This is a genomic window from Sphingobacterium sp. B29 (assembly GCF_001952815.1).
GTDB classification, from domain to species: Bacteria; Bacteroidota; Bacteroidia; order Sphingobacteriales; family Sphingobacteriaceae; genus Sphingobacterium; species Sphingobacterium siyangense.
The window spans coordinates 4185714-4206231 of record NZ_CP019158.1 but is presented as its reverse complement, the minus strand read 5'-3'; the positions used below and the strand labels follow the sequence as shown (position 1 = coordinate 4206231).

Sequence of the window (20518 nt, the reverse complement as noted above, 5' to 3'; positions counted from 1 at the left end):
CCGTTGAATTATCAAAAACTGTGACTGTGCTTAGTTCTTGTAATGGACGAACTTTGTGTAAAAGATGGAAACATGGCAGAATTAAGTATAAGTAAATTACAAGAAAATACCGCAAGCGGTTGGTTAAACGGTTTTATCGGGGTGCTATTATTTAGCGGTTCGTTGCCGGCAACACGAATGGCGGTTTTAGCATTTGACCCCGTATTTGTGACGCTAGCCAGAGCTTCGATTGCAGGTATATTGGCACTGGTAACATTGATGGTTTTTAAGGAAAAACGACCAGAAAGAAAACAATTGGGTTCGCTATGCATCGTTGCAATAGGATGTGTCGTTGGATTTCCCTTACTGAGCGCTTTAGCCCTGCAGCACATCACGTCTGCGCACTCTATCGTTTTTATCGGTATTTTGCCCGTATCGACAGCCGTATTTGGTATTATACGCGGTGGCGAGTGTCCGAAGCCAATCTTTTGGCTGTTCTCTGCTTTAGGGAGCCTACTGGTGATCGGCTATGCGCTGGCACAAGGACTAACAGCCTCGCCTTTAGGTGACGTTTTAATGATTTTATCTGTCATTCTCTGTGGTTTGGGCTATGCTGAAGGCGCTAAATTGACCAAGACGCTGGGTGGTTGGCAGGTCATTTCCTGGGCCCTGGTTTTGTCGCTGCCGCTGATGTTGCCACTTACTTTTATCTATCTTCCATCCACTTTTGATGCTGTACCTATGGGCGCCTGGGCTAGTTTAGCCTATGTTTCTTTGTTCAGTATGTTTATTGGCTTTGTTTTTTGGTATAAAGGACTCGCTCAAGGTGGCACGGCAACCATCGGACAGTTACAGTTATTACAGCCATTCTTTGGTTTGGCTTTAGCCGCCTGGCTTCTTCATGAACAAGTCAGTGTTGGCATGCTTGCCGTAACAGTTGGTGTTATCCTCTGTGTCGTAGCGACGAAGAAATTTGCCCAATAAATGCATTGGAAAAAGAGAATTGGTTTATAGGTTCATCACAGAAATCAGATTTTGCCTGAATGATGAAATTTAATCCCTGATGAGTGGTGTCCTTACTTCTTAAGGATCTTTTTTGATAATATCAATTAAGAATTAAAGTATTTCTTTTATAATTAATAACTGCAAAACAATTGTCAGTGTAAATTTGTTGTCTAATAGGTGGTTCTACAGTTTTTACGCTAAGACTACCCAAAATAGATCGATGTACTGACTTATCCCACGGAAAATACGAAGAGACTCTCTGCTACACTTCAAAAGGACACTAATTTTTAAAACATATGAAATCGAAGTCATTTTTAACCGCAATTGTCTCAAGCTTCTTATTGTTGGCTTGTAGTACCTCCACAAGGATAACAGATATCTATAAAAATAGAGATCTGACTCCAAAACAATACCAAACAATATTCATTATTGCGATGACAAACCATGCTAAAGCACAGGAGGTCATTGAATCCAATTTGGCTGAAGCGGCTTCCATGCATGGCTACAAGGCTATTAAAAGTACTGATGTTTTTAAACGCACGTTCACCAAAGATGAAAGTCAAAACAAAGATTTAGTGATGAAAGCAGTACACAGTCTGAATGCGGATGCTATTTTCACTGTTACCCTGATCGACAAAACCAGCGAGACAAGATATGTACCGGGAAGTGGACCTTATATGCCTTATCCGAGGTTTGGATGGTATGGTAATTTTTGGAGCTATTACTCCCATTGGTACCCGATTGCATACGATCCGGGATATTATACCACGGATAAAATGTACTATCTGGAAAGCAATCTATATGACGTTAGTTCCGAACAACTGGTTTGGAGTGTGCAGTCTGAAACAATCAACCCTTCCAGCTTAGCTGATTTTTCTAAAAGTTATACGAAAGCCCTTGTTAAGGCTCTAGAAAAGGATATGTCCGCTAAATAACCATCGATAAAAATATATTTAAAAGCTAGCTTCAAATCAAACAGTAGTATTTGTGTATAATTATTCTTTGTGTTGACGATATAGCTTCTTTAAATGTTTTTTATAGTATATTTGTAAACTAAATTGCGGTAATGTTGTTATATTGACAAGCAATAAAGTTAGTTCAAATAAGATGAGATACAAATTATATAGAGAACAACAATTGGCCTGCGATTTGGATACCGCTTGGTCTTTTTTTTTCTTCACCCATGAATCTTTCAGAAATTACACCAAAAGATATGGGGTTTGTTGTCGTCTCAAACTTTTGTAGGCAAGAAATTGCTGAAGGAATGATTATTGATTATTTGGTATCTCCGATCCTTCGGTTTCCGCTGAAGTGGAAGACCAAAATAACGCAAGTGGAAAAGAATAAAAGTTTTACTGATTTTCAACTAAAGGGACCTTATGCCTATTGGAATCATTTTCATGAGTTTATTCCGAATGAAAGAGGAGTGCTCGTAAAAGACAGGGTAGATTATGAATTGCCTTTGGGAATTCTAGGCACAATTGTGCATGGAGTTTTTGTTAAAAAAAAGTTGGAGCAAATCTTCGATTACCGTTATCAGGTTTTAGAAAAATTATTTAATCAAACTAAGAATTAGTGATTAAGAATTAGTGATAACGAGTCTATTGCAGTTCACGTGACCGGTGAGAAGGAGGTCAGATGAGCTTTTCAACATATCTTATGCTGTATACAATGAAGAAAATCTATCAAATAACCAATGGAGTTGCTTTGGTCATCACGGTGATTATTAATTACCTATCCAATACGGGAATTTTTAATGGGGAGACCATGGCAACGGTTTCTGCTAAATATCAAAATCTATTTACACCCGCGGGATATGCCTTTTCCATATGGGGCCTCATTTATTTAGGGTTGTTTGGATTTGTAATTTATTTTGGTCCTTTTGTCAGACAGACAAACGAAAAGGAAAAAGTAGTTTTAAAAGTCGGATGGTGGTTTTTGATTTCTTGTCTAGCAAATAGTCTATGGGTCATTACCTGGTTGTATGACTATACCTTTTTAACTATTTTATTGATGATCTTACTTTTTGTGTCGCTATTAAAGATAATTCATCATACTCAATCTATTGCGCTTCATGCTTCACGCAGCAAGCGCATATTTCTTAAGTTCCCTTTTCAACTTTATGCAGGCTGGATTTCTGTCGCTTTGATTGCCGACATTGCAGCCTATCTCACGAAGATAGGCTGGGACGGTTTTGGATTATCAGCTACAACATGGGTTATTATCATGTTTGTAATTGCATTAATCATTCACTTATTGATGATATGGCAACGTCATATGCCCTTATTTGGACTTGTAGTTGTATGGGCTTTAATAGCAATTTCAGTTGCCAATAAATTAGTTAATAGCACTGTATATACAGCGGCTATAATAGCGGCTCTTATTGTTTTGCTAAATGTAATTGTATACTATATCCAATATCGTAAACGACTGCCTGTCTAGTGCTTATTAGTAAATGATAGTGGTTTGGCAATCAAAGTTTAAACTTTCCATCGTATTGTAGTCAGCTGCTATTTTATTGCTGATTCCGCAATCAATAGCTTTTGAAATTCTTTTCCGATAAATGGATTGATGACATGCTGAAATCCTTTTTGCAGCGTAAATACAGTGATAGTCGCATCAGACTCCGGTGAATAGATGACATCTGTTCCCCACCAACCGCCATGATAGTAAGCGTTGAACCCCATGTCAAAATGATAAATTCCCAAACAGTATTTAGATTTATCTGGTGGTAAGACGTAGGTATGCATCGCTTCAAGAAGTTGTTTATCCTGAATGATTTTCCCGTCAAATACATATTGGAAAAATAGGGCTGCCTCTTTGGCTGTCGCTGCTATCCCACCGCCTCCGTAGAGATCCCAAGAAGGATCAATGGTATAAGAGTCCCAGTTGTACTTGCTTGCGTACTGATGGGCGAGAGGCAAGGTGTTTTCAGGATATTGTTCTAAGTTTATAAACCATGTCTTTGTTAGATTTAATTCTCTGTATCTAAGTAAGTTTCGGATGGATGCATAAAATGGCTGCTGTGTTTTTTGCTCAATAATTTCGGTAAGAAGTAAATAATTAATATCAGCGTAACTAAATTTTTCACCGACAGGCTGAGGGTTTCCGATATCGATGGATCTTTTGATCTGCTCGTCTTTTTTCCACTTATATTTAAGATGCTGATTGACGAATTCAAAATAAGCTTCATCTACATAATCTTGAATTCCCGAAGTGTGTGAGAGCAAATTCTTTATCGTAATTACCGCTAGATTATAACCATCGCTTTCAAATAAATGACATGTTTTTTTTGATAATAAATTTGCAATTGGCTGATCAATAGAAAGTTCACCTTTTTCTACCAATCTTAGGATTGCAGCAGCGACATAGGGTTTTGTGTTGCTTGCAATTAAAACGGGCTGTTGGTCTTCTAGCGCCTGATTCGTGCTGGTGTCAGCTACACCTTTTGCATAACTCCAAGAAATATTATGTTTCGGTGCTTCTACATGAACAATAATCCCTACTGCATCCTTATTTTTATTATAAATTGAATCTACTTTTTGCTTAAAAACGGTCTGTAATTGAGCAAATCCGATCAACGGAGTAAACAAGGTATTTAATAACACTAATTTTTTCATATGTTCTTTTCAAAACATTGTGCCTCAGACTCAAAATTTTTCTGAGCATTTGCTAAGTATATTTCTTTACTACTTCACTAACAATCACCTCTGCAGCTGCGAATGCATCGACGCCGCAGTAGGGGTAACGGATCTCGTTGCCTGTTACGCTTGTGAAAATAAGAATTAAAATAATAGTCTTTATGGTTAAATATATGAAATAGTACATCGGGCTTATCTAATAAACTGAGTTGTATTTATTGATGTTTTGTTTTTGAAGCGAAATGCCTTCGATTTGACAATAGGAGTTTGATTTTTACACATTATTTATTTTAATATCTTTGCGGTGTTAAATTATTAATTATTAATGAAAAGAAATTATTTTACACTCTTTATGGCGGTGGCTTTTGCCTCAATGTCCTTTGCACAAACGAATACAGCAGTTGAAGCAAAAGCGAATTTACACCTGTTGGCGGTATAACGGTTGGATTTAGATTGGGAAAATAGATAAATAATTCCCATTTCTTTCCCAAATTGATGGATAGGGTTAGATTATTATAACATTTTAAATCTTAAATCATATGGTCAATTGGAATTTAGTAACCGGCAAGGGTGAAAAACTTTCTTCCCAGGATGTCAGAAGGAGTATTTTAACTTTTATCATAAAAAATCATCCTGGGAATCAGGTTGAGTTTATCGAAAAAAAACGCAGTTCATATCGAATAGATATCAGGGGTGGAGATGCTCTTATTTTCGATTTCAATGGACAATTTGTGAGAACAGATCGTGACTAGCCTGCTTCGATGATCTGAAATAGACTTCATATTTTAAAAAAGGGGCAGGAGCTCAGCATTGTGCTCCCCCCTTCAACGGTAATTATCTTTAGTGGTTTGACTTTTTTGTTTTAATTCCTTCCACCTGCAATTTTATTCGGTGGCTATTATTTATTCTTTGAAACGTTAGCTTTCTTTTCTATCATTACCCCGGTTTATTTCTTGTCTTATGCAAAGCCTATTCAATGTGTAAAATGTTAGATTTACGGTGTAAAAGAAGCTTATTGGAAGGACATGAGAAAAGTAATTGCAGCATTCAATATGACCCTTGACGGGTTTTGTGATCATACAGCAGGCATTCCCGACGAGGAAATACATCTTCATTATACGCATCTGTTAAATAGCGCTGATGTCATTTTATATGGTAGTATTACCTATCAGCTTATGGAATATTGGCGACCTTTTGTGAAAAATCCCTCAGGTGAAAAATCAATGGATGACTTTGCATTGGCTATCGATAAAATTCCAAAAGTTGTTTTTTCAAATAGCTTGAAAAATATAGACTGGGCGAGTGCAAAAATGGCCGAAGGGATGCTAAAAGATGAAATATTGAAATTGAAACAGCAACCCGGTGGAGATATTTTGGTTGGGAGTCGAAGCTTAATTGTCCAGCTGATGAATCTCAATTTGATCGACGAACTTCAATTGTGCATTTATCCCCTTGTGGTAGGACAGGGGCTTTCACTATTTGAACATATAAGCGATAGAATAGTTTTTAAACTATTAAAAACAAGGTGTTTCTCGGGCGGTTCAGTCCTCCTGTACTATCAGTACAGTCCAACATCTACTTCCTCATAAATTATTCCCTCGGGAAATATCGGCAACACAGCGGGAAATTCAGATACCTACAGCTCCTCCCATGAAATTTACATTTGTAATGTAATTTAAAAAGAATTCATTATGAAACATAAAGATTCAATTTTGTGGGCTATGGCAGCAATCCCTTTGCTAATTATCGCTTGCAATAAAAATGATGCTATGCCATCAACGTCGGCGACAACTATTACGATAGAAAATGTATTGGATTCAAAACCATTGGTCGAGTCCGGTAGCTTTAAAAACACTGGTGCTTCGCCAGTGGTTATGCCTGGCGAAGCAATTTCCATTAAGTTTTCTGCAGCCAAAGGACAAGCGCTGAGCTTTGCAACGATGTATGGTTGGTCGAATGACTTGTTTTTTGCTCCCGAAAATCCTGGCATAAAGCTGTATCAGGACAATGGAACTCCGGTTGAGGGCGATGTTTCGGCACAGATTAAATTATGGGATAATGGTACTCGTATCAATCAGATGCCAGGTGCAGCTGTAATTCACCCGGGAACAACAGAAACTGCTCCAAGAGCTATTACGGAAGTAAACGGAACCGATGCACAGGGCAATACTTATGCTCCAGCTTCTACTTTAATGAAAGCAACACTTCATTATGAAGGTAATTCCAATTTTACACTTATAATCACTAATGTCTCGGGCGGTACGACCAATCCGACCCCCTTCAGTCCCGGAGTTTGGGCGATTTCATATAACGTGGGAGGCAACCTGTTAAATCCTAATCCATTATTTGAAGTAGGAAAACCAAGTGTAAATGGCTTGACAAATATTGCGGAGATGGGAGACAATAGCGTGTTGGGGAATTACATTGATACGCAAACAGGTATTTTTACACCATTATCTCCAGTTTTGGTGGTGCTATATAAAGGCATCGAAAACCCAATATATAAAATCGGTGAAAATGACCGTGGTAAAGGACTGAAAGCTTTAGCGCAAAAAGGTGATGCATCGGGCCTGGCGGCTTATCTTAAAACACTCTCCGGTGTAAAAGCGGTTTATATCCTTCCGGCGGCTAGCTCAACAGTATTACTTCCTAAAATCGGAGCGCAGGCAGGAAGTAGCGTTTCACAGCAGTTAAGTATAGCAAGTGGAGATCGAATTGCCATTGCAAGCATGTATGGCCTTTCCAACGATTGGTTCTTTGCAACAAAAAATAATGGAATTGATGCAACAGTAAAAGGAGATGTATCCTATTCAATTGGATTGTTTGACAATGGGACAGCGATTAATCAGTTTCCCGGAGCTGGCAATGAGCAGGCAGGATTAGGTGGCACTCCTGTGACCGAAAGTAAACCAATCGGAGAAGTACCTAATCCAAATGGGTTCACCACACTGCCATCAATTTCTAGCATTATTAAAGTAACAATCAACTAATTTTTGAGGCCGGTTATACGAACGAAAATCTCATGGCTAATATTGTCCTTATTGGAGACAGGACGATCAGCAACCTATTACATGCAGTGGCCAAAGTATCGATTGAGTTTCCATGGACAAAAAGTATCGATTCAATATTTATTAAGTAATAAACGTATTATAAAATGAAAAATCCTATAAAAACAAAATTAGCTGCGTTTGTTGCGCTGCTGTTGTTCACGACCTGCATCGCAAGCATAGCCAATGCGCAGGAGCGGTCCAGCATGCGGAGAGCTGACAGCAGGATAGATAAAATGGATATGAAGCAAATCCCTTATCGAATTCCGCAAAATCCGGAAGACATCAGTCCGTTATTGTGTGGAGAAAAAATACCGATGGCAGTATTGGTAGACGTTTCAGGTAAAAGGTTTGATCTCAATAGAGCGATTTCCCAAAAGCCGACCATTTTGGTTTTCTACCGCGGTGGCTGGTGTCCTTATTGTACCAGACAGCTTTCGGGCTTACAAGAGGCCTTTCCCGGCTTGGAAGAAATGGGGTATCAGTTGATTGCCATAAGTACAGACGAATCCGAGGGATTAATGAAAGCTGCAGCGAAAGAAAAATTAAGCTACACACTTTTATCGGATGCAGATCTTTCACTGTCGAAACAAATGGGGATTGCGTTTAAAGCTCCGAAAGACTACTGGGAGATGCTACCGAAAACAACTGGAGGTAAAGACACCGACTTGCTGCTTCCGGTTCCATCAGTATTTATACTTGATCAAAAGGGAACAATTCATTTTGAATTTATCAATCCCGATTTTAAACAAAGATTATCCTCCAATCTGCTGCTTGCTGCTGCAAGCAGTATTAAAGAAGACCTTTAAATTTCTAGCTTGTGGGCGTTAGGCTCTTACAAGAAAATGATTAAATTTAAGCGAATTGAAATGCTGTAAGTAAATGACAACATGATTAGGGAGTATAGCGATAACGCAACAGCAGCACTGTTTGTGATGCACAGTGACAACAACCAGTTTTCAGGCAGGGGACTTCGTAATGCGAATTCCCTGCCTATCAATACATTTATTTATAACAAGGGCGGCGAACAAAAAGTGACGATCGATGAGATCAGCTATACGATGCCATCAAGGTGTATACTTCCCTTGGTTTCCAATCAACATTTTGTATTTGAACAGCCCGATGTGCTGATTGCCTGGCAGTTTAATAGGGAGTTCTATTGTATCGTTGATCACGATGCTGAGGTCGGTTGCGTTGGTTTTCTGTTCTATGGTATTCGACATCCAATGTTCATTGTATTAAATGAAACTGCTGTGGAAGAAATGTCTCATCTGGAGAATGTGTTTTCAAATGAGATGATGGTAAAAGATAATTTCCAGGGTGAAATGCTGCGCACCCTTCTTAAGAGAGTGATCATCAATACCACAAGAATTGCAAAGCTCCAAAGTGAAAGTTATCAGCTATTCCCCGACGAAAAAATGGATATTGTGAGAAAGTTTGCTTTGCTACTAGAATGTAACTTTAAAGAGGAACATGAAGTCAGGTTCTATGCGGCTGCACTCAACAAATCACCAAAAACACTAAGCAATGTATTTGCGCTGTTGAAACAGTCGGCGCCATCCGTTCTAATCCGCAACAGAATAATTCTTGAGGCTAAAAGGTATCTCCATTATACCGAGAAGTCAGCGAAAGAGATCGCTTACGAACTTGGTTTTGAAAGTCCTGCTCATTTTAGCCGGTTTTTCAAGATGTATTCCGGAACAAATATTTCTGCATTTAAGAACCTTTGATCATCAAAGAGGGAGACTTTTTCTTCATGTTTATGACAACATAGATTTCGTTCAATGAGACTATGTGATTCCCCTGCATTTATAAATTACGCCAGTTGATTTCAATTAGAGCTGACTGCTTGCAAACTCTATTTTTATTGTGTTGTTATTTATTGCGGGGATCTCCAGAAGTAGGCAGGATCAAACGTAATCACGTTGTTTTTTAAATATTTGTTACTGCTTTTGTCAAACCCGCTAGGAACTAAAGAAATATATTGCAGATCAGGGGCTACGGGCCTATATCTACTTTCTGTGTTAAACTGGCTTTTATTCGTGCATTGAATCCAGTATAAATTCTTTGCCATATAATAATCCAGGTACCAAAGTTTATTTACTTTGGACTCTGCGTTTAGCTTGAGCGATTGATTATTTTTTAAACGCTCCCTAACTTCTTCAATGCTCAGTAAATTGTTGTTGTCGTCCATCACAAATGTACCATGGGAAGGATCCATCCACAACCATTTTTTTAGAGTTTCAGCATATACGCTATTGATCACATGGCAGTCAGTATCTTTGTCGTCTTTTGGCATGCATGTAACATAGCGTGACTTAAATCCCATCGCGAGATACATTTCATTTAATGTCATCGCTTTGTGCCGACAGTTGATACCTTTTCCTGTTGCCTTGTGGTAGTTGTAAAAATCGATTGCGTCAAACTCACATAGTGCCCAATTGCTGCCGTCATATTTAATGTTATTTGCTACAAAAAACATGATATTACGGATTTTCGAAATTTCGTCGCCATTACCGGCTATCGAGTCCAAGTTGAAAAAACTTTTTACCGCTAATAAATTAGGACTGCTTGTTACCTGGTAGGTAAATGTCGGCAAAGAGTCACTATTTGCAGAAACATATCCGCCTGATTGTTGCAAAAGGGTCAATTTATCGTATTGTTTCAGTTCGCCTAATGCTTTTACAAATTTTTTTTCCTTACGGAGATTATCTAAATCAGGATCATTTAAAGCATTACGATAGTCAGTATATCCCCACAAAATTGCCTTTTCAAAACTTGATACAGCTTGTTTTTTTTGATTGAGTAATGATTGCAAACAGGCAAGGTTGTAGTTTATATTCGCATTAATCTCGCTTATAGTTGTTTGATATTCCTGCTTTTCTTTTTCAGATAGTTGTAAGCTTTCCATTTTGGCTGCAATGGCGTTTAATACTGTGGCTGCTTTTTGATAATCCTTTGCCGGATAATAATTATTATATTCCTGTTCTGACTTCTTAAACTCTGAGAGGAATTTATGCCATGTCGTCGAAGCTGTCTGCGCGAATACACAGGTGGTCAGCAGCATGAAAAGAAGAAGGTTAAATAATAGTTTCATTGGAGGTTTTAGTTAAAGTAAATAGTTTTATTGTATAAATATCAACTGTAATGTGTGCGCTTAAAAAGCTTTGTCCTGCGATTTTATACAATAGATTTTTGCTTTAAGACAACTATACCATGTGAAATATTACATTTGGCTTGTAAAATATTATCTGAATACTTTTAAATAGTTGTTGCTTAATTCGCCGTGATCGAAGATCGTCTTTAATCCATTTAAGCTCTACGCGAGTAGGAGGTATCAATGATGCACGGGTGAATATTGATATGAAATTATTTGAAAAATGCAACAAATAAACCTATTGAGTTGTTAACATTTTGAACGATATTATAAGGGGTTAATGATTGTCAAATGAAAAAGATATTTTATGTGTTTCTATTTATCCAGTCCATGATGAAACTTTATGGTCAGGGGCATTACAACGGTTCATCGTTTAATCCCAACGATTATTTTGCTCCGCATGAAGGCTTTATTATACCGGTATGGTATGGTTATGCCAATATGAATTATTTCAATGGTCAGGGTAAAAAGACAGATCACTTGATTAATCCGGTTCCTGGAAATCCTACTGCTTTACAAATTGAACAAAAGGTGATCACGCATTCTTTTATCCTAATGGCAATTTACGGAGGAAAGGGAAAGATTTTGGGTGCTAATTGGGGACTGATGGTAATTCCGACAATAAACAGTCCTACCGCCAATATTGCTTTGGACTACTATTCGCAACAGACGGGTCCTGGAAGCTATGTTTTTACCAATAAGAGTTTAGGATTTGGCGACATGTATGTGCAACCAATCTGGTTATCATGGAAGCAGGGAAGGTTTCAATATGCGTTAAATTATGGCGTATGGGCGCCGACTGGGAAATATGAGCATGGTAGTTTAGATAATGGGGGACATGGGTATTGGTCACATAATATACGTGGTGCCCTAAAATACAAAGCAACTTCCAAGATCAATTTAAGTATTGCTCCTACATTAGAAATCAATCAGTGGCAAAAAAACACTGACTTTAAAGAAGGAAGTCATCTTACATTTGATTTAGGTGGTTCGTATCTACTGAATGCTCGGGGAAATGAAGTAGGGGTATTTGGCAATTATTCCAAACAAATATCCGATGATAAAGGAACGGAAGGAAGTTTTCTTTCTGACCAGAATGCGGGAATAGGTGCATTCGGATCGTATTGGATAGTACCTCATAGAATCGGTATAATGGCTCGAGTAACGCAGAATTTTGCGACTGAAAATAGATTTGGTGGGATTGCTTTTCAAACAGGCGTAAATTTCTTGATACCAGCAAAGTAACTGACATTCAAAAAACAAAGAATAATTACCAAAAAATGCCAAAACATATGATTCCTTGATCGTTCACATTTCAATACAACTCTGATTTTTTGAAATGTGATATTTAAGAAAGCTTGTGCATAATAAAAGCTTATACCTTTCAGGAGCTTGTGCCGTCAGCATTCGGACTTCATCTATTTTTTAGACTCTAGTTAAATAAGAGTAATATTTACGTTCCTTTTTATTTTGTATTCAAGATTCATTTAATAGACTCGCTGAGACTTCATCGTGTTAGTATTTATTTGAGGATCTCCTGTTTCTTGATCTTAGTAGATATTCTGATACCGTTGACCATTCAGATTCGAACAGCCATAATTACTAAACACTAATATATTTTTTGAGTACTTCAAGAAGGTCTGCCCGCCGTATCGGTTTGGGAAGAAAGTCATTCATTCCGGATTCAAGGCATTTTTCTTTTTCCCCCAGCACATTTCCAGCGGTAACGCCTATGATAGGTATATGTTGATATGCAGACAGCATTCTAATATGTTGTGTTGCCTCAATACCACTCATGATCGGCATTTGTACATCCATAATAATAAGGGAAAACTGCTTTTTTTTGCATTCTTCCAAAGCCTGTAAACCATTAGCTGCTTCCGTTAGAAGTATATTGGGAGCAAGAGACTTCATTATCCTATTGTTCAGGACCATATTCACTGGGTTATCATCAACCAAAAGTACGTCTAACTCTCGCGCAAATGCATGCGAATCTTTCTCAGTCTGATCCTGAATAATTTCTATTACTGTACTTCGGTCTACCTTTTTAAGGGTTTTGTATAGATCATGTGATTTTATAGGCTTCAATAGCAAATGTGTATTTTCTATTTTCCTAACCGATGTAAGTATATCCAATTCTTCCGAAGAAGACGAAAGTACTATAAATGGAGCAACTTCTTTTCGCTGATTTAACAAGCCTTTTATTTTTTCTATTGTTTCCAATCCGGACATGATAGGCATATGATAATCCATCAGAATGACATCGAACCGCTCACCTTTCAACATGATATCCAAGGCTTCCATTCCATTAGAAGCTAACGTGGATTTGATATTTTTATAGGTAAGCATGTGTTCAAGAATAATCCTGTTGCTTTCATTATCATCCACCACTAAGGCAGTTTTAATTGTCGTTTCATCCTCTTCTTTCCATTCAGACATTTCGTAAGGAACCTCAAGATCGAAGAAAAATACAGAACCGCTGTCCATTTCGCTGGTCAGCGACAAATGACTTCCCATATATCCCAAGATATTGTTCGAGATGGTTAGTCCCAGTCCTGTGCCGCCAAATCGTTTACTGATTGAACTGTTTTCCTGGGTAAAGGCATCAAAAATATATTTCTGTTTCTCTATAGGAATGCCGATTCCAGTATCTCTTACCGAGAAGCGCAAGGCAATCGTATGATCATCCATGCGCAATTTCTCTACTTTTAGTTCGATCTCGCCCTTTTCTGTGAATTTTACAGCATTTCCTAACAGATTGATCAAGATTTGTTTTAATCTGACTTCATCAATGAAAAGTATTTTTGGGAGGCCAGGCTCAACGTTGAGAAGAAGTTCGATGTTTTTTTTCTGGGATTGATAAAGAATAACATTGATGACTTGGCTTAACATATCATACACATCACTTTTTTCAATCAAAAGGTCCATTTTTCCGGATTCTATTTTAGAAAAATCCAGTATATCATTGATGATGCTAAGGAGGTTTTCCCCTGATTCATTGATGTAATTTAGATATTGCGTCTGTGTTTCATTCAGTGGTGTCCGGAGGAGGAGGTCTGAAAAACCAATAACTCCGTTCAAGGGAGTACGGATCTCATGACTCATATTGGCCAGGAATTCGGATTTTGCCCTGCTGGCTATATCTGCAGTTTCCTTGGCATTTTTCAGTTCCTCGTTTATTTTTACGGCATTTGTAATATTCTGTATGGAAATAATTATACCTCCAACCTCATCTTTTGTAAGATACCAGGGTCCGACTTTAAGATCGTAATGTTGAATTTCTTCTTTTCCTTCCACCTTTAGTGCAAAATCCCCGTCGATGTACGTTTCTCCCAAAAGCGCATTCCTGTAAATCTTTTTTCTTTCTTCGGGAATATTGGGCGATATTGTAAACAGGTTATTGCCGATAAGGTCGACATTATTCATACTAAATTCATCTCGCCATCTGCTGCTGACGGCAACGTAGTTAAGGGCTTTGTCAAGCATCGCCAAAGGAATAGGAACATCTGTAGCACAGGACTGCATCATAGCTTCCTTCTGAGCAACTTCCAGAAACATTTTTTTGAAGGCATCAATGTTCTGAATAATTCCAAAAACCCTGTGGCAAACTTCATTTTCAAATTCGGGAATTCCTTTTACTCTTACCCAGATGGTGACACCGTCATTACGCAGAAGTTGTAGCTCCTCATCAAAAGAGATCCCTTGTTGTACTGCTCTGTTGAATAGAAATTCTATTCTCTCTCTGTTTTTTCCTTCGTAAAATCCAAGGACATTTTCAAAAGTTGGTTGGAAATTAATGTTAGTTTTATGAATTTCTCGTACACTTTGAGACCAGGTGAGCTTTCCGCTCTTTATATTGACTTCCCAGCCTCCCACTTGGGCAACCGCGCTTGTTTCCTCGAGCATTTCCTTCGTATAAAACAGATCTTTTTCCAACTTATCGCGGCGCATAATGTCCGATTTTAGTTGAATATAAACGAAAATGGTGACGCCAATGGCCGCAACCGCTGAAAAGATAATGAATAAAACGGTCCGTTTGGTGGAGTTATTCAGATCTTCATTTTTTAGGGCAAGCTGAACTTCCTCGTGTTTTACAAATTCCTGAACGAGCATTCGGCATTTATCCATGGCCATCTTGTTTTGAACAAGTTCCTCTGGAGTCATTACTATTCCCTTAGTACGATTATCAATCAACAAGACATATTCTTTCATCAACCTGTCTGAGGTATGCAGCAGTTCATGAAGGATATTAATCTGGCGTTTATCGTTAAGATTAAATTTATCTTTGTTAGCAACAAGCAGCGGATATTCATTCCTGCTTTTATTGAAAGGTTCAAGAAAATTTTCACGGCCGGTAAGCTGATATCCCCGATTGCCTGTTTCGGCATTTAACAGCGTGTTTAAAATATCTTTTATTAAACTGATAGACTCCTTCGTTTTTAAGAGGCTTTTCCTGCTCTCCATCTGGTTATGTATGCTAATATAAGATGCTATAGAACCCGCAATCAGTAGTATCAAAGAAAGCATTACACCTATCTGGAGATTTCTTATAATTTTTTTTGGCATTGGTCGGTAGTTTACTGTTAAGATACTAAAAAAGTAGAATTGTATCTCTAATCAGTCAGTAATATTTGATGGCTTTCATCATGTTTCTACGAGATAGCTGATATTGGAGATTTCACCTATTGAGATCATGCGATTCCACTTTAGCTAGCCTGAAACAACAGCTTTTCTGCCGATAGCGTTTATTATTTTTTGTATTTTGTTATTGCATAACCGTCAAATCTTATTAATTCTAATTCTTCCTTTCCTTTCGGTATGTTGTAATAAAAGTTATAAAATTGAACAACTTTACCGCTAGGGAAACCTTTGGTAAATTTTGAAGTTATTGCCGATTGTTTGATTATTTCTGAATTCTTTTTCACAAGAGTTGCCATTGTTCCGTTTCCATAAATTTTGACGTCGCAACTATCCTTTGGTAGCAATGTAAAAGTATTTGATAGAAGAGCTTCTCTTTCTTTTAATATCCATTCTTTTTTCATCCCTCGTAATTGTGCCACCTCAAATTCTGCGTTTTGGATAATTTCCAAAACGTTATTGCTATTTTTATCATTTAAATCTTTCGTCAGGTTGGTAAGAGCACTATACAGGTTGTCAAGTAGTTCTGTTGAATTCTTTAATTGAACTGATTTATTTAAGGAAGATAGTTCGACAGGAATTTTGGCATTAAACTTTATCGTTTTCAAGAAGTAACCACTTTTAATGTTTTCTTGAGTAATATCATCATCTGATAATTCATAATTTACTAAAATATTTTCTTTGGGAAAATCTGATTCATTGGAAATGATTGATATTCCTTGGGCCGACCTGACTAATAGAATTTTTAAAATCGGATTTCCTTGCTTTTTATAATTGGATAAGTCAATTAGTATTTTTAACTCTTGTTCGCCATTTTTGTTGATCGCAATGTCAATAAAGTTTGGAATTGTGTTTCCAAAGAATTCAAGCCCTTTGACTACAGGATAATCATTTATTGAGATTTCAGTAGGATAATAAAACGTCGGTTGGATACCATAGTTGCTCTTGTCCGCATTATATTTTAGTTTATCCAAAATTTCTGTCTTACTTTCTTGTCCTTTACAAGAGGCTAAAGTCAGTAAAAAAATAATTGATAACATATATTTTTTCATAAGTCAATTTTGTTGGAGCGTGTTGGTTTAATATTTCGGCCAACGCTATTAAACAGCTTTCCGATATACTAGCCGTATTGCTTAAGAAGTATTGGTAATTGTCAAATGTAAAAATATCAATTTTTGCAGTGTAAACCGTTTACAATTCGCTGACTATCGTTTAAAATTCGTTAAAAAGGATGTTATTCAATTTCATATGTTGTTCTGTGATAACATACTTATCGATACAATACACATAAATAATAGCTTACGAACCCAGGAAATTCCCATTGTATTTCTATATAACTAAGTAGCTAATTTACATAACTAATTTGTATCTTGATGCAACAGTTCTCTATGAAAAAATCAATAAATACTATTTTTTTGATGATACTAATTATTAGACTGTCTTGCTTCTCATGCATGATTTACGGACAGAAATATTTTGATTTAGACCTTTCAGGACGATATGAGTCCTATATAGGAAAATATATTATGCGATAAAATGAGGTATACTCAAGTTTTATAATAAGTTCTTAGGCCATTGTCAATTTAAAGGGGCATAAAAGCCCCAGTGAATTGCAGCATAAAATACCAGATGCCTCTAGACAGGTTTTAAATATCCAGCTGAAAGAACTGGAAGACCATGAACTTATCAGCAAGAAAATTTATCCTGTTGTACCACCAAAGTAGAATATTCACTCACAGATTTTCGAATGACGCTGATCCCAGTAATTTCCGCACTTGGATATTGGGGAGACCAGAATGAAGACAGACTGAGAAGAGTAATTTTAAAAAGAATTTCAGAATGATAAAAAGGGTGAGGATAGTCGCTTTTTTCAGAATAGGTGGGTATGCAAAATTTACCACTGTTCAGCGAATCGTAATTTTCTGCTCACGGATTTTAAATAGAGGGCCATGGGTATTGTCGAATACCTTATTTTTATTTTGGAATAATAGAGAGCTGCAACGGAATAAACTAAAAAAGTTATTGCTATGCTTAGTGCTTACATCTGAACAAAGGGTTATGAAATCAATTGGCAAATTTCTTCAATGGTCTGTGGCTGCTGCCTTCATCTTTGTCATCGTTTTCTGGGGCAACAGTTACCGTTATTTTGTTTATGCGCTGGTATGCTCTTCTCTACTTTATTTCCCTTTGCAAAAAATAATCCTTAGCAAATTAGGTAAAGGAGATGGTCGGGATGAAGTCCGCTATAATGTGAATGGAAAGCGCATAACAATGCGAAGTGGCAATCGCATAGCGTTTGTTGTTCTGTTGGCAGCAGTGTATGTTTTAATAATTTCCGTTTTTTCTGTAAGTCCATCTTTGGAGCGTAAAGAGTTTGCGCGGACGCATCCGAGCTGGATTGCAACAGCGCCCGCTATCATAAACTTCGAATCTAAAATACATAGAGGCAAGACAAAATACGCCTATTTAAATGTCGAATACCGATATACTGCCAATGGACAGCTATACTTGCGGAAATTAGACAAGGCGGAAAAGCAGTATGCATTTTTACCTATTGTGAGCCAGCGACGTTTTGAGCAGATGCGAACCGAACTGCTGGATAGAGCAAATGGAATAATAACTAATAAGGAATACATATTGTTTTACAATCCACAAAATACTGAACAGCAGAAGTTTTGCCTTGCAGACGATTCTTTTTATCTGCAGGGATCTTGGCTGTACGATATATTGTTTGTCTATTTATTACTATTCTTATTCATTGTAATCATCGCGTTTTTGTTTAGAAAAGACTACAATAATAGGATGAAAAAATCTAATTCGACCATTCATTATTACCGTCGTACAGATTATTATGAAAACAGGTAAAGTTTGCGTACTACAGGATTAATTTAGAATGTCTAAACTGGTTTCTGCTTGGAGATTTCTACTTAAAAAGCAGCTGTTTGTAAAAATTGTCTTATATTTCCTTTCAATTTTTACCGTCGGCCACTTTGATTATGGAAATTAGATCCCTGGAAAAAATAGATCCTGAAATTTTGTTTTATGCATTTCAGAGAGCTTTTGCCGAATATGAAATGCAATTGGATAAAAGTCAGCTCTTGGCTATGCTCAAGAGGCGCGGTTTTAGGCCTGATCTTTCCTTTGGGGTTTTTGACGGTGATGCTATCGTATCTTTCACCTTTAACGGGATCGGTGATTTCGATGAGGTTTTAACGGCTTATGATACGGGGACAGGTACTCTTAAAAATTATCAGGGACAAGGACTTGCCACATCGGTATTTAATTATTCGATTCCCTATCTGAAGAAGGCTGGAGTCCATAATTATCTGCTGGAAGTACTGCAGCATAATAAAAGTGCCGTATCGGTTTATAAAAAGATCGGCTTTACTGTGGTCCGAAAGTTCTTTTATTTTAAGCAAAAGATTGAGGCAATTACTTTATTGGCCAAAAGTTCAACCTTTAATATAAAACCAATAGATATTTTTGAATATACTGAAATTGAAACTTTTTGGGATTTTAAACCATCCTGGCAAAATAGCATTGAATCAATTCGTAGGTCTTTCGACAATTTTATTTGCACAGGCGTTTTTTCAGAGGATAAGCTAATTGGATATTGCGTATTTGAGCCAGGATCAGGAGATATTACACAACTGGCGGTAAATAAAGAACACAGAAGAAAAGGTGCTGGTACCCTATTGCTTCAGCATATAATAGAGACTATGCAAACTGACGCTATAAAAATTATCAATACAGACATTAACTGTGAATCTATGACAGCTTTTCTGAAATCCGTGAATATTGAACCAGTTGGAAAGCAATATGAAATGATCAAAAGGCTGTGACAAATTTCCGATTCCTTTTTTCTTTTCTCACGATCCCATTTTCTTTTTTGTTTAAAAAAAGGAAATTAATAGGGATGCAAAACTACTTGTTGATTTAAATATCAGGTAACGATGCAGATGATTTTTTTATTGTCTTTTCTAAAAAATTAACGTTGATGAGTGAGGATTTGAAATAGGAAACTATTTACCAAGTCTAATTATTTCATTTTCAATATCATGGTAAAGCAGGATTTTCCATTGTTCTTCTTGTGCTCTTTGCTTCCAAATGATCCGTTTTTCCATTGCTTTTTTGCCATCATAATCAGTTTTAAATGCTATTTGATAGTTTAGATATCCCATTTGAGGAAGATTGTCTGCACCATAAAAAGCGGTTTCTCCATCTTCCTTAATCCAGAAAACCTGATGATAAGGGGTATGTCCGCCAGTCACTTCGAAATCAATTTCTGAAGTAATACTTCCTTTATCAGAATCCATCCAGACAATATTGGCATTCTCAACAATGAACTTCAAAACATCCAAATCAAAAGAAGGACTCCCTTCTTTTGAGAGCGCAAAATCATATTCACGCTTTTGCAGATAGACTTCGGCATTTGGAAAATTAAGCGTCCAATCATTTTTCTCTCTATTCACAAGTCCGTCAATGTGATCTTTGTGCAAATGAGAAAGCATAACTAGCTTGACATCTTTTGGTTGGAAACCTGCTTTTATCATGTTGCTATGAATTTTTGGGATACCGTTTCCCATCCAGCCTAATCCTGCATCTAGTAGCACTAGATTGCCAGCTGTTTCAATAAGAAAAGGCTGCACCGCCATCTTTAAATTTTTATCGTTTTCCGTATCTTCTAGATAGGTGAAATTTTTGTTCTTATCTACACTGAAATCACCGTCTTTTAAAGGATATATTTTCATTTGTTGTTATTTAATCTCACTTATGCTATTGACCGATAAAGCGTATTAAACAAAACTAAACATCCCAAAAGCAAAATCCTCATTCTATTGAATTAATTACGGTTCCCGTAGAGATATCAACGAAATTTCAAGACGGAATACCCAATTCTTGATTTTTCAACGTTTGCCCTTAATACATGTTTAAGAATGGTCTAAAAAGCTATTGGATTTGAAAGTTTATTGAATTTTCCAAATCATCCTTTTCTAACTCAAGAAAGTAACTAGAGAGAATTGCAGCGATTGAATAGCAGATTATTGGTT

General features: G+C 37.1%; 17 protein-coding genes and 1 pseudogene. 13 read left to right on the top strand and 5 right to left on the bottom strand.

Annotated elements, in window-relative coordinates:
• Window positions 1-42: 42 nt before the first annotated feature.
• From BV902_RS18105 to BV902_RS18090, 4 genes are all read left to right on the top strand, one after another.
• Window positions 43-963 carry a DMT family transporter gene (locus BV902_RS18105; RefSeq protein ID WP_237241710.1) on the top strand — a complete coding sequence of 307 codons (921 nt, stop codon included), beginning with the start codon at window positions 43-45 and terminating at the stop codon, window positions 961-963.
• A gap of 317 nt (window positions 964-1280) precedes the next feature.
• Complete coding sequence (locus BV902_RS18100) at window positions 1281-1919, top strand: hypothetical protein (RefSeq protein ID WP_075993146.1); 639 nt, start codon at window positions 1281-1283, stop codon at window positions 1917-1919.
• Between the two features lie 248 nt (window positions 1920-2167).
• Complete coding sequence (locus tag BV902_RS18095; RefSeq protein WP_237241708.1) at window positions 2168-2560, top strand: SRPBCC family protein; 393 nt, start codon at window positions 2168-2170, stop codon at window positions 2558-2560.
• A gap of 95 nt (window positions 2561-2655) precedes the next feature.
• A complete protein-coding gene (locus BV902_RS18090; RefSeq protein ID WP_075993145.1) occupies window positions 2656-3426 on the top strand; it encodes a hypothetical protein in 771 nt (256 codons plus the stop codon).
• Between the two features lie 68 nt (window positions 3427-3494).
• On the opposite strand, the gene BV902_RS18085 is transcribed toward BV902_RS18090, so the two are convergent.
• The gene (locus tag BV902_RS18085; RefSeq protein ID WP_075993144.1) at window positions 3495-4604 is read right to left on the bottom strand and encodes a serine hydrolase domain-containing protein; all 1110 of its coding nucleotides are present in this window, start codon (window positions 4602-4604) and stop codon (window positions 3495-3497) included.
• A gap of 560 nt (window positions 4605-5164) precedes the next feature.
• On the opposite strand from BV902_RS18085, the gene BV902_RS18080 reads away from it, so the two are divergent.
• From BV902_RS18080 to BV902_RS18060, 5 genes are all read left to right on the top strand, one after another.
• Window positions 5165-5377 carry a PepSY-like domain-containing protein gene (locus BV902_RS18080; RefSeq protein ID WP_075993143.1) on the top strand — a complete coding sequence of 71 codons (213 nt, stop codon included), beginning with the start codon at window positions 5165-5167 and terminating at the stop codon, window positions 5375-5377.
• A 273-nt stretch (window positions 5378-5650) separates the two neighbouring features.
• Window positions 5651-6214 (top strand): dihydrofolate reductase family protein, encoded by a 564-nt coding sequence (locus BV902_RS18075; protein WP_075993142.1) that lies wholly within the window; start codon window positions 5651-5653, stop codon window positions 6212-6214.
• A 102-nt stretch (window positions 6215-6316) separates the two neighbouring features.
• The gene (locus tag BV902_RS18070; protein WP_075993141.1) at window positions 6317-7615 is read left to right on the top strand and encodes a spondin domain-containing protein; all 1299 of its coding nucleotides are present in this window, start codon (window positions 6317-6319) and stop codon (window positions 7613-7615) included.
• A gap of 164 nt (window positions 7616-7779) precedes the next feature.
• Window positions 7780-8481, top strand: coding sequence for a peroxiredoxin-like family protein (locus tag BV902_RS18065; protein ID WP_075993140.1), 702 nt, complete (start codon window positions 7780-7782; stop codon window positions 8479-8481).
• 81 nt (window positions 8482-8562) lie between these two features.
• The gene (locus BV902_RS18060) at window positions 8563-9402 is read left to right on the top strand and encodes an AraC family transcriptional regulator (RefSeq protein WP_075993139.1); all 840 of its coding nucleotides are present in this window, start codon (window positions 8563-8565) and stop codon (window positions 9400-9402) included.
• A 149-nt stretch (window positions 9403-9551) separates the two neighbouring features.
• On the opposite strand, the gene BV902_RS18055 is transcribed toward BV902_RS18060, so the two are convergent.
• Window positions 9552-10769, bottom strand: a complete 1218-nt coding sequence (locus BV902_RS18055) for a transglutaminase-like domain-containing protein (RefSeq protein WP_075993138.1) — start codon at window positions 10767-10769, stop codon at window positions 9552-9554.
• A 351-nt stretch (window positions 10770-11120) separates the two neighbouring features.
• On the opposite strand from BV902_RS18055, the gene BV902_RS18050 reads away from it, so the two are divergent.
• Window positions 11121-12074, top strand: a complete 954-nt coding sequence (locus tag BV902_RS18050; protein ID WP_075993137.1) for a transporter — start codon at window positions 11121-11123, stop codon at window positions 12072-12074.
• 357 nt (window positions 12075-12431) lie between these two features.
• Here BV902_RS18050 and BV902_RS18045 read toward each other — a convergent pair whose 3' ends face one another.
• Both BV902_RS18045 and BV902_RS18040 read right to left on the bottom strand, forming a co-directional pair.
• Window positions 12432-15293: a response regulator gene (locus tag BV902_RS18045; protein WP_216640371.1), complete on the bottom strand. Its 2862-nt coding sequence runs from the start codon at window positions 15291-15293 to the stop codon at window positions 12432-12434.
• A 284-nt stretch (window positions 15294-15577) separates the two neighbouring features.
• Complete coding sequence (locus BV902_RS18040; RefSeq protein WP_075993135.1) at window positions 15578-16519, bottom strand: hypothetical protein; 942 nt, start codon at window positions 16517-16519, stop codon at window positions 15578-15580.
• Window positions 16520-17041: 522 nt separating this feature from the next.
• Here BV902_RS18040 and BV902_RS28745 point away from each other — a divergent pair.
• The 3 genes and pseudogenes from BV902_RS28745 (at window position 17042) to BV902_RS18025 (ending at window position 19309) form a co-directional block, all read left to right on the top strand.
• Window positions 17042-17310: pseudogene (locus tag BV902_RS28745) on the top strand (winged helix-turn-helix transcriptional regulator).
• 215 nt (window positions 17311-17525) lie between these two features.
• Window positions 17526-18332: a hypothetical protein gene (locus BV902_RS18030; protein WP_075993134.1), complete on the top strand. Its 807-nt coding sequence runs from the start codon at window positions 17526-17528 to the stop codon at window positions 18330-18332.
• A 131-nt stretch (window positions 18333-18463) separates the two neighbouring features.
• A complete protein-coding gene (locus tag BV902_RS18025) occupies window positions 18464-19309 on the top strand; it encodes a GNAT family N-acetyltransferase (RefSeq protein ID WP_075993133.1) in 846 nt (281 codons plus the stop codon).
• Window positions 19310-19489: 180 nt separating this feature from the next.
• On the opposite strand, the gene BV902_RS18020 is transcribed toward BV902_RS18025, so the two are convergent.
• Entirely contained in the window at window positions 19490-20218 is a 729-nt protein-coding gene (locus BV902_RS18020) for an MBL fold metallo-hydrolase (RefSeq protein WP_075993132.1), read from the bottom strand.
• Window positions 20219-20518: the final 300 nt, after the last annotated feature.